Source organism: Streptomyces sp. ISL-87 (assembly GCF_018614095.1).
GTDB lineage: Bacteria > Actinomycetota > Actinomycetes > Streptomycetales > Streptomycetaceae > Streptomyces.
The window spans coordinates 20,100-32,746 of record NZ_JAGGOY010000051.1 but is presented as its reverse complement, the minus strand read 5'-3'; the positions used below and the strand labels follow the sequence as shown (position 1 = coordinate 32,746).

The following is a 12,647-nucleotide window of genomic DNA, read 5'->3' as shown; positions in this document are numbered from 1 at the left end:
GCGCAGCGCACAGCACCAACTGCATGTCCGGCACCATGCCCAGCAGCAGGTCCAGGTCCAGGTCCAGCGCCGTGCAAGCGATCGCCTCCCGCGCGGCCGGCGGGGCGCTGCGCGTCTTCCTGGTCCTCGCGGGCCTGTTCTGGCTGCTGCCCACGCTCGGGCTGCTGATCTCCTCGTTCCTCTCCCCCGCCGACCTGAACAAGGGCGGCTGGTGGGAGGTGTTGACGGCGCCCTCCCGGCTGACGGCCGGCAACTACGAGCGGCTGCTGGAGAACGACACCATCACGGGTTCGCTGCTCAGCACGGTGGCCATCACCGTCCCGGCGACCCTGCTCGTGGTCGTCCTGGGCGCGTTCGCCGGATACGCCTTCGCCTGGCTGGAGTTCCCGGGCCGGGACTGGCTGTTCCTGATCGTCGTGGGGCTGCTCGTGGTTCCCGTGCAGGTCGCCCTGATTCCGGTGTCCGAACTCTTCGGCACATTGGGCCTGTTCGAGACGACGGCCGGGGTGGTTCTCTTCCACACCGCCTTCGGACTGCCCTTCGCGGTGTTCCTGCTGCGGAACTTCTTCGCGGAGATACCGCGCGAGCTGCTGGAGGCGGCCCGCCTCGACGGGGCGGGTGAACTGCGGCTGTTCGCCCGGGTGGTGCTGCCGCTCGGCGGTCCGGCGATCGCCTCGCTCGGCATCTTCCAGTTCCTGTGGGTGTGGAACGACATGCTGGTGGCGCTGGTCTTCGCGGACTCGTCCCACCCGCCGATCACGGTGGCGCTCCAGCAGCAGGTCCGGCAGTTCGGGAACAACATCGACGTGCTGGCGCCCGGGGCGTTCCTGTCGATGGTGGTCCCGCTCGTCGTCTTCTTCGCCTTCCAGCGGCAGTTCGTCTCGGGGGTGATGGCGGGAGCGGTCAAGTAGACGTACCAGGGTTGACGTGGGACGTTGACGCTGAGTAACTCGAATGCCACACTCTGCGTAACCCGATCACCACGCCAAGGGTTCCTGGGCAATATGCCCGCGCCGACCCCTGGATGTGCCGTGCCCCGGTTCAGCGTCATCGTGCCCGCGTACAAGGTTCAGGCGTACCTCCAGGAGAGTCTGGACTCCGTCCTGTCCCAGTCGTACCCGGATCTGGAACTGATCGCGGTCGACGACGCCTCCCCGGACGCCTGCGGTTCGATCATGGACGACTACGCGGCCCGGGATCCCCGGGTCACCGCCGTGCACCTGGCGCACAACCTGGGCCTGGGCCCGGCCCGCAACGCGGGGCTGGCCCGGGCCACCGGCGACTACCTGGTCTTCCTGGACGGCGACGACACCCTCGCTCCCGGCGCGCTCCAGGCCATCACCGACCGGCTCAAGGACACCGGCTCCCCGGACGTCCTGGTCTACGACTACGCGCGCACCTTCTGGACGGGAGAGGTGGTCCGCAACAGCCTCTCGCACCGGCTCCGCGAGGACGGCCCGGCCAGCTTCCGGCTCGCCGACCGCCCGGCGCTGCTCGGCATGCTGATGGTGGTGTGGAACAAGACGTACCGCCGTGAGTACGTGGAGCGCGAGGGCCTCGAATTCCCGCCCGGCTTCTACGAGGACACCCCCTGGACCTACCCGGCGCTGCTCGCCGCCGAGTCCGTGGCCGTCCTCGACCGGGTCTGCGTCCACTACCGCCAGCGCCGCACCGGCTCGTTCCTGACCACCTCCAGCCGCCGCCACCTCGACATCTTCGACCAGTACGACCGGGTCTTCGGCTACCTCGCCGCCCGCCCCGAGCTGGAACGCTGGCGCCCGGCGGTGCACCGGCGGATGGCCGAGCACCTCTGTGCCGTGTACGCCGACCCGCGCCGCCTCCCGCGCGCGAGCCGGGCGGAGTTCTTCCGCCGCGCCTCCGCCCTGCTGCGGCGCTACCGGGCGGCGGGCGCGCGTCCCCTGCCCGTGCCGCTGTCCCCCTCCCGCACCGACCGCGTCCGCCACACGCTGATGCGGCTCGGTGTGCGTCGCACCTACCGCGCCCTGTCCGTCCTGCGCGCGGCCGCTCTGTCGGCGGGGCGTGGCGCGCGGACCGCGTGGCGGGGCCTGCGCGAAACGGCACTCCGCCTGCACTACCGCGTCCAGCGCCTCCTCCCGCTGCGCCCCGAGCTGGCGGTGTTCTCCGCGTACTGGCACGGCGGCTACGCCTGCAACCCGGCGGCGATCGAGGCCAAGTTGCGGGAGCTGGCACCCCGGATGCGGACGGCCTGGATCTGCGACCCGCGGCACGCGGCGACGCTCCCGCCGCAGACGGCGATGCTCCGCCCTGGCTCCCTCGCCTACTGGACGGCCCTGGCCCGGGCCACGTACCTCACCACGAACGTCAACTTCGACCGCACCCTGGTCAAGCGCCCCGGCCAGATCCTGGTCCAGACCCAGCACGGCACCCCGCTCAAGCGGGTCGGCCTGGACCTCCAGGACCGGCCGGCGGCCACCCCGACGACGGACTTCGCGGGCCTGCTGCGCGGCGCCGACCAGTGGGACTACCTGCTGTCCTCGAACCGCCACTCGACGCTGGTCTGGGAAAAGGCCATCCCCTCCACGTACACGACCCTGGAGTACGGCTACCCCCGCAACGACGTCTTCCACTCCGCCACCCGGGCGGACGTGGTCGAACTGCGCGAGCGCCTCGGCATCCCGCCGGGCTCGACGGCGATCCTGTACGCGCCCACGCACCGCGACTACCGGCGCAGCCGGCCTGAACACCTGGACTTCGAACGGGTCCTGCGCGACCTGGGCCCCCGCTTCACGATCCTGACCCGCACCCACCTCACCTACGCGGACGCCCCGGGCCCGTCGGGGCAGCCGCACCCCCGGCTGATCGACGTGTCCGCCCACCCCTCGGTGGAGGAACTCTGCCTGGCCTCAGACGCACTGGTGACGGACTACTCGTCCCTGATGTTCGACTACGCCTCGCTGGACCGGCCGATCGTGATCCACGCCGACGACTGGGAGGCGTACGAGGCGGCCCGCGGCACGTACTTCGACCTGCGGGCCTGCCCGCCGGGTGCGATCGCCCGGACCGAGGACGAACTGGTGGACATCTTCGCCACGGGCCACTGGCAGGGCTCCCGCTCGGCGCAGCTCCGCGCGGCGTTCCGGTCGCGCTTCTGCTCGTACGACGACGGCCACGCGGCGGAACGCGTAGTCCGCCGCGTCTTCCTGGGCCAGCCGGCCCCCGTCCCGGCCATCACCCCACCGGAACACCGCCGCCCCACCCCCGCGGCCTCGCCCCTGACCCCGGAACCCACCTTGGCGCCTCTCACGCCGAGCCTGTGGCCGTAAGGGCTGTCCATAGCCCCGCCGCGTTTGAGGCGCTGGCGGCGTCGGCGACGGTCAGCCGGACGCGGCCGTCAGACCCGCCACCACCGAGCGGGCCAGGCCGTCCAGATAGTCCGGCGACACGGCCTCCCGCACCACCACCTGCCGCCAGTACAACGGCCCGATCGCCAGATCGAGCGTTCTCGCCGCGTCCACCCCCACCGGCAGCTCGCCCCGCGAGACGGCGTCGGAGACGATCCCCTCCGCCATCCTCCGCTCCCCCTCCAGCAGCGCCCCCCGGACCGCGTCCGCGATCTCCGGATTCCGCGCCGCCTCCACCAGCAGGTCCGGGATCACCGCGGAGGCCACCGGGTGACGCAGCACGTGTGACATCACTTCCAGCAGCGCCCGTACGTCCCCGTACAGGGACCCCGTCGCCGGCACCGGCAGCCCGTCGACCGCAAACGCCCCCACCAGGTCCAGCACGAGGTGCAGCTTCGACTTCCAGCGCCGGTACACGGCCGTCTTGCCCACCCCCGCCCGCCGCGCGATGCCCTCGATCGACATCCGGGAGAACCCTACGGCGGCCAGTTCCTCCAGCACCGCCGAGCGGATCGCCTCGGTCACGTCCTCCCGCAGGACGGCGGCCCCGGCGGGGGCGCGGCGGGCGGGGGCGGCGGGAGCTTCGGCGGGGTCCTTGGTCATGCACAGAGCATAGCCGGGCACGCCGACCCTAACCCGTCACGACGATACGGTTGCGTTCCGACGTACCTCCCCCCTACTCTCGCCGTAGCGACGATACGGACCCGTCCCATCGTCGGCGCCGACGCCCTGCCCCCGTCGAAAGCGAGCCCCGTGACCACCACCGCGCCACCCGCACCGGCGAAACGGGCGGAATCAGCAGAACCGACGGAACCGGCGGACCCGGCGGACCCGGCGGACCCGGCGGAACTGGCGGAACTGGCGGCCGCCCACGGCCTGACCGTCAGCGGCGCCCGCCCGACCCTCCCCCGCTACGTCGCGGAGCTCTGGGGCCGCCGCCACTTCGTGACCGCGTACGCGGGCGCCCGTATGCACGCCACGTACAGCGCCGCCAAGCTCGGCCAGGTCTGGCACCTGGTGACCCCGCTCCTCAACGCCGCCGTCTACTACTTCATCTTCGGCATCGCCATGAAGGCCAGCCGCGACGTGCCGGACTACGTCCCCTTCCTCATCACCGGCGTCTTCGTCTGGGACTTCATCGGCAGCTCCGTCAATGCCGGAACCCGCGCCATCCACGGCAACCTCGGCCTGGTCCGCGCCCTGCACTTCCCCCGGGCCACCCTGCCCCTGTCCACCGTCGTCCAGCTCTTCCAGCAGCTGCTCGTGACCATGGGCGCCCTGGTCGTCCTGCTGCTCGCCCTCGGCCAGACCCCGGGCCCGTCCTGGCTCCTGGCCGTCCCGACCCTCTTCCTGATGGCCGTCTTCTGCGCGGGCTGCGCCATGGTCATGGCCCGCATCGGCAGCAAGAGCCCCGACGTCAGCCAGCTGATGCCGTTCGTCCTGCGCACCTGGATGTACACCTCGGGCGTCATGTGGTCCATCGACAAGGTGCTGGGGGCCGGTGACCTGCCGCACTGGGTCTCACTGCTGCTCAAGGCCAACCCGGCGGCCGTCTACATCGACCTGATGCGCTTCGCGTTCATCGACACCTTCACCGCACACGAACTCCCCCGCCACGCATGGCCGATCGCCATCGGCTGGGCGTTGCTCGCCGGCGTCGGCGGATTCATCTACTTCTGGAAGGCTGAGGAGGAGTACGGCCGTGGCTGACACCGCAACCCTGCCCCGAACCCCGACCCGGACCCCGCCCACCGCGACGGTGGACCCCCGCGTCCCCACCGTCATCGCGGACGGGGTCCACGTCGTCTACAAGGTCCACGGCGGCGGCAGCGCCAAGGGCGGCGCCATCGCCGCCCTCAGCCGGATCTTCTCCCGCAAGCCCGCCCCCGGCGTCCGCGAGGTGCACGCCGTCAAGGGCGTCAGCTTCACCGCGTACAAGGGCGAGGCCATCGGGCTCATCGGCACCAACGGCTCGGGCAAGTCCACCCTGCTGCGCGCGATCGCCGGCCTCCAGCCCGTGGCCCGCGGCACGGTCTACTCGCACGGCCAGCCGTCCCTGCTCGGCGTGAACGCGGCCCTCATGAACGACCTGTCCGGCGAGCGCAACGTGGTCCTCGGCGGCCTCGCGATGGGCATGTCCAGGCAGCAGATCCGCGAGCGCTACCAGGACATCGTCGACTTCTCCGGGATCAACGAGAAGGGCGACTTCATCTCCCTCCCCATGCGGACGTACTCCTCCGGCATGGGCGCCCGGCTGCGGTTCGCCATCGCCGCCGCCAAGGACCACGACGTCCTGATGATCGACGAGGCCCTCGCCACCGGCGACGCCGCCTTCCAGCGCCGCAGCCACAAGCGCATCGAGGAGCTCCGCGAGCACGCCGGCACCGTCTTCCTCGTCAGTCACGGCATCGGCACCGTCCGCGAGACCTGCGACCGGGCGATCTGGCTGGAGGCGGGGGTACTGCGCATGGACGGCCCCTCCGCCGAGGTCTGCGACGCCTACGAGGCCTTCACCTCCGGTCGGTGAACGGGCAGGGCGGCCCGGGACACGTGTCCCGGGCCGCCCTTTTACGCGTCATCGCCCCGCAGGGCCACGACTCAGCTGTGCGCCCTCAGCAGCGACCGCATCGTCCGCATCGCCACCGACAGGTTCGCCAGGTCGAAGTCGTCCGATCCCTGGATCTCGTCCAGGGTCGTCCGGGCCCGCCCGATGATCGCGGCGTTCTTCTCCTCCCACGCCGTGAAGCGGTCCTCGGGAGTCGAGGTGCCGTTGCCCACCGCCAGCACATCGGCGGTCAGCGCGGCGTGCGCCGCGAACAGGTCCTCGCGGATGGAGGCGCGGGCCATGGACTGCCAGCGGTCGGCCCGCGGCAGCTCGATGATCCGGTCCATCAGCTGGGTGATGTCCAGGCGGTCGGCGAGGTCGTAGTACACCTCGGCGACATCCAGCGGGTCGACGCCCGTCCGGTCCGCGATCGCGACGATGTCGAGCGTCGGGAAGGCCGAGGAGAAGCCGGCCACCTTGGCCGCCAGGTCCTGCGGCACGCCCTCGCCGGTCAGCTCGTCCATGATCGACTGGTACCAGTCCAGGTCGGCGCCGCGCACCAGCTTGGGCAGCTCGGACCAGACGTGGCCGACCCGCTGGCCGAAGGCCTCGATGGTCTCGGTGATCTGGAGGGGCTGCGGCCGGTTGTTGAGCAGCCAGCGGGTGCCGCGCTCGACCAGGCGCCGCGAGTGCAGCCGTACCCGGGTCTGGACATCGGCCGCGACCTTGTTGTCCAGCGCCTCGACCGCGTCCCACACCTCGGCCAGCCCGAAGATCTCGCGGGCGGCGAGCTGCGCCCGCACGATCTCCTCCGTGGAGGCCCCGGTCTCCTCGCGCAGGCGGTGCAGGAAGGTCGAACCGCCGGTGTTGACGGTGTCGTTGACCAGGATCGTGGTGATGATCTCCCGGCGCAGCGCGTGCCCGTCGATCTGCTCCGCGAACTTCGTGCTCAGGGCGGCCGGGAAGTACGCGTGCAGCAGGCGGCGCAGGTACGGGTCGTCCGGCAGCCCGGTGTGGATGAGCTCGTCCGCCACCGTGATCTTGGTGTAGGCGAACAGGACGGCCAGCTCCGGCTGGGTCAGGCCCTTGCCGTTGTTCAGCAGATCGCGGATCTGCCGGTCGGTGGGCAGGAACTCCAGGGCTCGGTCCAGGAGTCCGGCCCGCTCCAGGCGGCGCATGAACCGCTGCTGGGCGTGGAGCAGGCTCGGGGCCTGGGCGCTCCCGTTGGACAGGGCGACGTTCTGCGCGTAGTTGTTGCGCAGCACCAGATGTCCGACCTCGTCGGTCATCTCGGCGAGCAGCTTGTTGCGCTGCTTGACGGTCATGTCGCCGTCGGCGACCACCGCGTTCAGCAGGATCTTGATGTTCACCTCGTGGTCGGAGGTGTCCACGCCCGCGCTGTTGTCGATGGCGTCGGTGTTGACCTTGCCGCCCTCGCCGCCGGCGCCGGCACGGGCGAACTCGATGCGGCCGAGCTGGGTCAGGCCCAGGTTGCCGCCCTCCCCGATGACCTTGGCCTGGACATCGGAGCCGTTGACGCGGATGGCGTCGTTGGCCTTGTCGCCGACGTCCGCGTGCGTCTCGGCCGTGGCCTTGACGTACGTACCGATGCCGCCGTTCCACAGCAGGTCCACGGGGGCCTGGAGGATGGCCTTCATCAGGTCGGCCGGGGTCATCTTGCTGACGCCCGCCTCGATGCCGAGGGCCGCGCGGATCTGCGCGTTGACCGGGATGGCCTTGGCGGAACGCGGGTGGATACCGCCGCCCGCCGAGAGCAGCGCGGTGTCGTAGTCGGCCCACGAGGAGCGCGGCAGCTCGAACAGGCGCCGGCGCTCGGCGTACGAGGTGGCCGCGTCCGGGTTCGGGTCGATGAAGATGTGCCGGTGGTCGAAGGCGGCGACCAGGCGGATGTGCTCGGAGAGCAGCATGCCGTTGCCGAAGACATCGCCGGACATGTCGCCGACGCCGACGACCGTGAAGTCCTCGCTCTGGGTGTCGTGGCCCAGCTCGCGGAAGTGCCGCTTGACGGACTCCCAGGCGCCGCGGGCGGTGATGCCCATGCCCTTGTGGTCGTAGCCGGCCGAGCCGCCCGACGCGAAGGCGTCTCCCAGCCAGAAGCCGTAGGCCTCGGCGACACCGTTGGCGATGTCGGAGAAGGTCGCGGTGCCCTTGTCGGCGGCGACGACGAGGTAGGTGTCGTCCTCGTCGTGGCGGACCACGCCGCTCGGCGGCACGACCTCTCCGCCGACCATGTTGTCGGTGATGTCGAGCAGCGCCGAGATGAAGATCTTGTACGAGGCGATGCCCTCGGCGAGCCACGCGTCGCGGTCCACCGACGGGTCGGGGAGGTTCTTGGCGACGAAGCCGCCCTTGGCGCCGACCGGCACGATGACGGTGTTCTTCACCATCTGCGCCTTGACCAGGCCGAGGATCTCCGTACGGAAGTCCTCGCGACGGTCGGACCAGCGCAGACCGCCTCGGGCGACCTTGCCGAAGCGCAGGTGGACGCCCTCGACGCGCGGCGAGTACACCCAGATCTCGAAGGCCGGGCGGGGCGCCGGCAGGTCCGGGATGGCCTGCGGGTCGAACTTCATCGACACGTACGCGTGCTGCTCGCCCGCGTCGTTCAGCTGGAAGAAGTTGGTGCGCAGCGTCGCCTTGATGAGCGTGAGGAAGGACCGCAGGATCCGGTCCTCGTCCAGCGAGGCGACCTGGTCCAGGGCCCCGTCCAGCTCCTCCAGCATGGCGTCGATGAGCTCGGTGCCGGCGGTCTGCCGGACGGGCGACATCCGGGCCTCGAACAGCGAGACCAGCAGCCGGGTGGTGTGGACGTTGTTGCGGAGGGTGTCCTCCATGTAGTCCTGGCTGAAGGTCGCACCTGCCTGGCGCAGGTACTTCGCGTACGCGCGCAGCACCACGGCCTGCCGCCAGGTGAGCCCGGCGCTCAGCACCAGGGTGTTGAAGTTGTCGTTCTCCGCCTGGCCCGTCCACACGGCCGCGAACGCGTTCTGGAACCGCTCGCGGGCGTCGTCGCCCAGGTAGCTGTCGCCGTTCACGGCCGGGGAGGGGATCCGCAGGCCGAAGTCGTAGACCCACGCCGTCGTACGGTCGCTGCACCGCAGCTCGTACGGGCGCTCGTCGGTGACCTCGACGCCCAGGCGCTGGAGGACCGGCAGCACGGCGGACAGGGAGACCTGCTCGCCCTGGCGGTAGATCTTGAAGCGACGCTCGCCGGGGCCCGCGCCGACCGGCTCGTACAGGGAGAGGTCGAAGTCGCTGTCGCTCGCGGACAGCCGCTCCAGGCGGACCAGGTCGGCGACGGCCGAACGCGGCGAGTGGTCGGCCTTGTAGCCCTCCGGGAACGAGGTCCCGTAGCGGCGCAGCAGCTCGGCGGCGCGCTCCTCGCCGGTCTCGGCGATGAGCGCCTCGGCGAAGCCGTCGGCCCAGGAGCGGGCGGCCTCGACCAGCCGGCCCTCGATGCGCTCGACGTCGGCGTCGGTGAGGGCGGGCAGCTCGGTGCCCTGCGGGACGCGGACGACGAAGTGGATGCGGGAGAGGATCGACTCGGTGTTCCAGGCGGTGAAGTCGACGCTGGTGCCGCCGAGCTCCTCCTTCAGGATGTCGATCAGGCGCAGCCGGACGCCGGTGGTGTAGCGGTCGCGCGGCAGGTAGACGAGCGCCGAGTAGTAGCGCCCGTACTCGTCCTGGCGCAGGTACAGCCGCAGCCGGCGGCGCTCCTGGAGGTACAGGACGGAGGTGACGATCTCGCGGAGCTTGTCGACGGGCGTCTGGAACAGCTCGTCGCGCGGGTACGTCTCCAGGATCTGGAGCAGGTCGCGGCCGTCGTGGCTGCTCGGCGCGAAGCCGGCGCCTTCGAGGACCTCGACGACCTTGCGGCGGATGACCGGGACGCGGCGCACGGACTCGGTGTACGCGGCGGAGGAGAACAGGCCCAGGAAGCGGCGCTCGCCGACGACGTTGCCCTCGGCGTCGAACTTCTTCACGCCGACGTAGTCGAGGTACGAGGGGCGGTGCACGGTGGCCCGGCTGTTGGCCTTGGTCAGCACTAGCAGGCGGTGCTCGCGGGCCTTGGCGCGCGCGTCGGCGGGGAGCCGGTTGAAGGACGGTGAGACGGGGTGGTCGTCCTCCTGGCTGCTGTGGTGCGGGTCGGAGCGCAGGATGCCGAGGCCGGTGCCGGGCACGGCGGACAGGGCGTCGCCGTCGACGAGGTTGTACTCGCGGTAGCCGAGGAAGGTGAAGTGGTCGTCGGCGAGCCAGCGCAGCAGCTCACGGGCCTCTTCGAGCTCGTACTCGCGAAGGTCGGTAGGGGTCGGCTCGTTCGGCAGTTCGTCGGCGATGCGCAGCGCGGAGTCGCGCATCTTCTCCCAGTCCTCGACGGACTCGCGTACGTCGGACAGGACGCGCTGCAGATCGGCGGTCATCTGCTTGAGGTCGGCGCGGTCGGTCTCGCGGTCGATCTCGACGTGGATCCAGGACTCGACGAGGGAGTCGTGGGGGCGCGCGGTCTTGGGACCGTGGGCGTCGCAGTCGGGGCCGAGGATCTCGATCAGCTTGCCGGTGATGTCACGGCGGACGACGACCTGCGGGTGGATCACGACGTGGATGCCGCGGCCCTGGCGGGACAGCTCGTTCGTCACGGAGTCCACGAGGAAGGGCATGTCGTCGGTGACCACCTCGACGACGGAGTGGCTGGAAGTCCAGCCGTTCTCCTCCACCGTGGGGGTGTGCACGCGCACGTTCGCGGTGCCCTGCGGCCGCTTCTCGGCGAGCCGGTAGTGCGAGAGCGCTGCCCCGAACACGTCGACCGGGTCCCGGTCGAAGAGGTCCTCCGGGGCGGTGTGCAGGTAGTAGCGCTGGAGGTAGGCGAGAGTCGTGTCCCGGTCGGGACGCTCTCCCTGCTCGGACCCAGTCGGAAGTAGCCCCCCGGCCGGGCTGTGCTCAGCTACCCGGGCCGCCCGCGCGAGCAGCTCGGCCTTTGCTTCGTCCAGCTTGGTCTGCATGTCCTCTGGCTCCTGTCGCGCGCCATTGCGTGACGTAGGTGAAGGAAGGAATGACGTAGCGCCGCGACGCGGGGTGTCCGTTCGGAATCGACGCTATGCCGTCGTGAGAATCGACCGGGAGGGAATCAGCCATGATCGGCGGGAGGTCCCGGCAGTGGGGATCAGCGAAGGCCCGGGCACGGTTGTGCGCCGGGCGCCGGCCGGAGGCTTCAGTGCCCCCGATTTCTATCGCGCTGATCACGGGTACAAGGCTATCCCCACCCACCCCCGGCCCGTCATGAGCTGTATGTGTACAAAACCAGGGGTGGAACTTTGACACTCTGGACAGCGACGCGCGGCCTCTGCCATGCAGTAGCTATTCAGCCAGCTCGCGAGCTGTGCGTACGGCCTCGGCCAGGGTGTCGACGACCGGAACTCCGGCCGATTCCAGACTTGCACGGCTGTGCGAACCACCCGTGTACAGGACCGCCCGGGCGCCCACGTGGGCGGCGGCGAGCGCGTCGTCCACGGCGTCTCCGATGAGGACCGTACGGGTGGCCGTCACACCGGCCGGCTCCATGGCCGCCATATGGCGTACGAGATGCCCTGCCTTGCTGGTGTGCGAAGGGCCGATCCGTCCGTCGACGCGGACGAAGTGCCGGTCGATGCCGTGGGTGCGCACCAGGGGCACGAGCTTCTCATGAGGCGCGAGGGACAGCAGGGACTGGGTGGCACCGGCCGCCGTCCACTCCTGGAGCAGCTCCTTGGCACCCTCGGCGAGCCCGGCGTCCTCGGCCGCCGCCCAGTAGTGCCGGTGGAAGGCCTCGTCCATGACGAGCCACTCCGCGTCGGTGGGGAGCCGGCCCATCAGGCGCTCGTAGAACTTCGGCACCGGCACGACGTACAGGTCGCGGTACGTCTCCAGGGTGATCGACGCGAAGCCGAGCTCGGCGAAGGAGGCGTTGGTCGCGGCTATGACGGCGTCGATGTCGTGGAGCAACGTCCCGTTCCAGTCCCACACGATGTGCGGGGCGGTCTTCTCCTCGATCACTGCGATTACGTCGACCACGTCGATCACTTCAGCAACCCCGGAATCTCCTGTACCCCGAACCACAGCAGCTCGTGGTCCTCGGCGCCGTCGACGGTGAACTGCGCGTCGTCGTCCCCGCCGTCGGCGGCCTCCAGCGCCCCGGCAGCGGCGGCTACGTCTTCCTGGGCGTCGTCGGCGTCCACGTGGACAGCGGCGGCCACGGTGAGCCGTACGGCGTCGGCGAGGGTCACCTGGCCGAGGGTGGCCTCGTCGAGGCCCGGAGTGGCGGTGGCCGCCTTGTCATTGACGTCGAGCGCCACGACGACCCGCTTGCGCGGGGCCCCCGCGTCCTGGGCGATCAGCCGCAGCGAGGCGGCGGCGGCCCGGCTCAGGGCGGCGTACTCCAGCTCCTCGATGTCGTCCGACACGTACCACTCGCGCAGCCCGGGGGTGACGGCGTACGCACGGAGCGGGGCGGGACCCAGCTCACCCGCCTTGTGCGCCTCGGCGAGCCCGGGGAGGGTCAGGGGGACGTACACGCGCATGGCCGGCTGCTTTCGGTAGTCGGAAACCCCCTCAGGATACGACCGGCGGGCCCTTTCCCGGCGCCCCCTTCGCGCTGCGGCCGACTCCGCCCACTGAGGGACCCGGAGGTCCCCCTTCGGGCTGCGATCCCGTGGCCGCCGCCC

At 70.8% G+C, this 12,647-nt stretch carries 8 protein-coding genes; 4 read left to right on the top strand and 4 right to left on the bottom strand.

Going from position 1 to position 12,647, the window contains the following annotated elements; translation table 11 throughout:
* Positions 1-23: 23 nt before the first annotated feature.
* Together J7I97_RS19610 and J7I97_RS19605 are read left to right on the top strand one after the other, a co-directional pair.
* Positions 24-911 carry a carbohydrate ABC transporter permease gene (locus tag J7I97_RS19610; RefSeq protein WP_374195497.1) on the top strand — a complete coding sequence of 296 codons (888 nt, stop codon included), beginning with the start codon at positions 24-26 and terminating at the stop codon, positions 909-911.
* A gap of 120 nt (positions 912-1,031) precedes the next feature.
* The gene (locus tag J7I97_RS19605; RefSeq protein WP_214936632.1) at positions 1,032-3,305 is read left to right on the top strand and encodes a bifunctional glycosyltransferase family 2 protein/CDP-glycerol:glycerophosphate glycerophosphotransferase; all 2,274 of its coding nucleotides are present in this window, start codon (positions 1,032-1,034) and stop codon (positions 3,303-3,305) included.
* Between the two features lie 51 nt (positions 3,306-3,356).
* On the opposite strand, the gene J7I97_RS19600 is transcribed toward J7I97_RS19605, so the two are convergent.
* On the bottom strand, positions 3,357-3,986 hold the full coding sequence (locus J7I97_RS19600) for a TetR/AcrR family transcriptional regulator (protein ID WP_214936630.1): 630 nt from the start codon (positions 3,984-3,986) through the stop codon (positions 3,357-3,359).
* 150 nt (positions 3,987-4,136) lie between these two features.
* On the opposite strand from J7I97_RS19600, the gene J7I97_RS19595 reads away from it, so the two are divergent.
* Together J7I97_RS19595 and J7I97_RS19590 are read left to right on the top strand one after the other, a co-directional pair.
* Positions 4,137-5,093 (top strand): ABC transporter permease, encoded by a 957-nt coding sequence (locus tag J7I97_RS19595; protein WP_214936628.1) that lies wholly within the window; start codon positions 4,137-4,139, stop codon positions 5,091-5,093.
* Positions 5,086-5,910 (top strand): ABC transporter ATP-binding protein, encoded by an 825-nt coding sequence (locus J7I97_RS19590; protein ID WP_374195496.1) that lies wholly within the window; start codon positions 5,086-5,088, stop codon positions 5,908-5,910. The genes J7I97_RS19595 and J7I97_RS19590 overlap by 8 nt, the downstream gene beginning before the upstream one ends.
* A gap of 71 nt (positions 5,911-5,981) precedes the next feature.
* On the opposite strand, the gene J7I97_RS19585 is transcribed toward J7I97_RS19590, so the two are convergent.
* The 3 genes from J7I97_RS19585 to J7I97_RS19575 form a co-directional block, all read right to left on the bottom strand.
* Positions 5,982-10,949 carry an NAD-glutamate dehydrogenase gene (locus J7I97_RS19585; RefSeq protein ID WP_214936627.1) on the bottom strand — a complete coding sequence of 1,656 codons (4,968 nt, stop codon included), beginning with the start codon at positions 10,947-10,949 and terminating at the stop codon, positions 5,982-5,984.
* Positions 10,950-11,304: 355 nt separating this feature from the next.
* Complete coding sequence (locus tag J7I97_RS19580; RefSeq protein ID WP_308369245.1) at positions 11,305-11,997, bottom strand: HAD family hydrolase; 693 nt, start codon at positions 11,995-11,997, stop codon at positions 11,305-11,307.
* Positions 11,998-12,002: 5 nt separating this feature from the next.
* Positions 12,003-12,503, bottom strand: coding sequence for a hypothetical protein (locus J7I97_RS19575; RefSeq protein WP_214936625.1), 501 nt, complete (start codon positions 12,501-12,503; stop codon positions 12,003-12,005).
* Positions 12,504-12,647: the final 144 nt, after the last annotated feature.

Excerpts from the sequence above, each read along its gene's own strand:
- J7I97_RS19610 (WP_374195497.1), top strand. The coding sequence starts at position 24 with ATGTCCGGCACCATGCCCAGCAGCAGGTCCAGGTCCAGGTCCAGCGCC.
- J7I97_RS19600 (WP_214936630.1), bottom strand. The coding sequence starts at position 3,986 with ATGACCAAGGACCCCGCCGAAGCTCCCGCCGCCCCCGCCCGCCGCGCC.
- J7I97_RS19585 (WP_214936627.1), bottom strand. The coding sequence starts at position 10,949 with ATGCAGACCAAGCTGGACGAAGCAAAGGCCGAGCTGCTCGCGCGGGCG.
- J7I97_RS19575 (WP_214936625.1), bottom strand. The coding sequence starts at position 12,503 with ATGCGCGTGTACGTCCCCCTGACCCTCCCCGGGCTCGCCGAGGCGCAC.